1 protein-coding gene is annotated in these 913 nt (G+C 41.3%); it reads left to right on the top strand.

The genetic code is table 11. The annotated features are described in order from the left end of the window. Window positions 1-798 (top strand): RNA-guided endonuclease InsQ/TnpB family protein (locus tag LIR34_RS17540; RefSeq protein WP_265107753.1); only part of this gene is annotated, 798 nt, incomplete at its 5' end. Window positions 799-913 lie beyond the last annotated feature (115 nt).

The following is a 913-nucleotide window of genomic DNA, read 5'->3' as shown; positions in this document are numbered from 1 at the left end:
TCAAGAAAATCTTATACAACAAACGTAGTGAACGGAAATATCTTTCTGGAAGGAAAATACTTGAAACTGCCTAAGATGACGGCCATCAGGATAAAGCTTCACCGTCCGATATCAGAAAAATGGAAACTGAAATCTGTAACAGTCAGCCGGGAACCATCCGGAAAATATTTTGCAAGTCTGTTATTTTGCTGTGAAAACCAAACAGTAGAAAAAAGACCAGCAGAAAAATTTCTGGGGATTGATTTTGCCATGCATGGGATGTGTGTATTTTCTACCGGTGAAAGAGCCGGATATCCAATGTTCTACCGGAATACAGAGAAAAAGCTTGCACGGGAACAGCGGAAACTGTCCAGATGTCAGAGAGGCAGTCGGAATTATGAAAAACAGAAGAAACGGGTTGCACTGTGTCATGAAAAGATCCGAAATCAGAGAAAAGATTTCCAGCATAAACTCAGTGCAGGTCTTGCAAAGAACTACGATGCAGTATGCGTGGAAGACCTGGATCTGAAAGGGATGGCAGGAGGACTTCATTTTGGAAAAGGCGTACATGATAATGGATATGGCCTGTTCCTGTCTATGCTGGAATATAAACTGGAGGAACGCGGAAAATATCTGATCAAAGTAAATCGTTATTTCGCATCCAGTAAGATATGCAGTGTATGCGGAAAGAAAAAAGCAGGATTGTCTTTATCTGAAAGGATGTATTACTGTGAATGTGGAAACAGAATGGATCGTGATGTAAATGCAGCAGTGAACCTCATGAATGAGGGAAAAAGAATCTTTGCAGAATGTGCATGACAGCACAATAAAAAGTCCGTATCTGGACTTATAAAAATCGCGGGGTACGCGAGGATAGCTTGTAGATACTTGGCTCAATAGAGCCATTGAGCAAGAAGCCCCCACTTCAAAATCT

Origin of the sequence: Blautia sp. MSK17_66, assembly GCF_020538025.1 — a bacterium.
In the GTDB taxonomy this organism is placed as follows: Bacteria; Bacillota; Clostridia; order Lachnospirales; family Lachnospiraceae; genus Blautia_A.
This window is presented reverse-complemented; position numbering and strand designations above follow the sequence as displayed.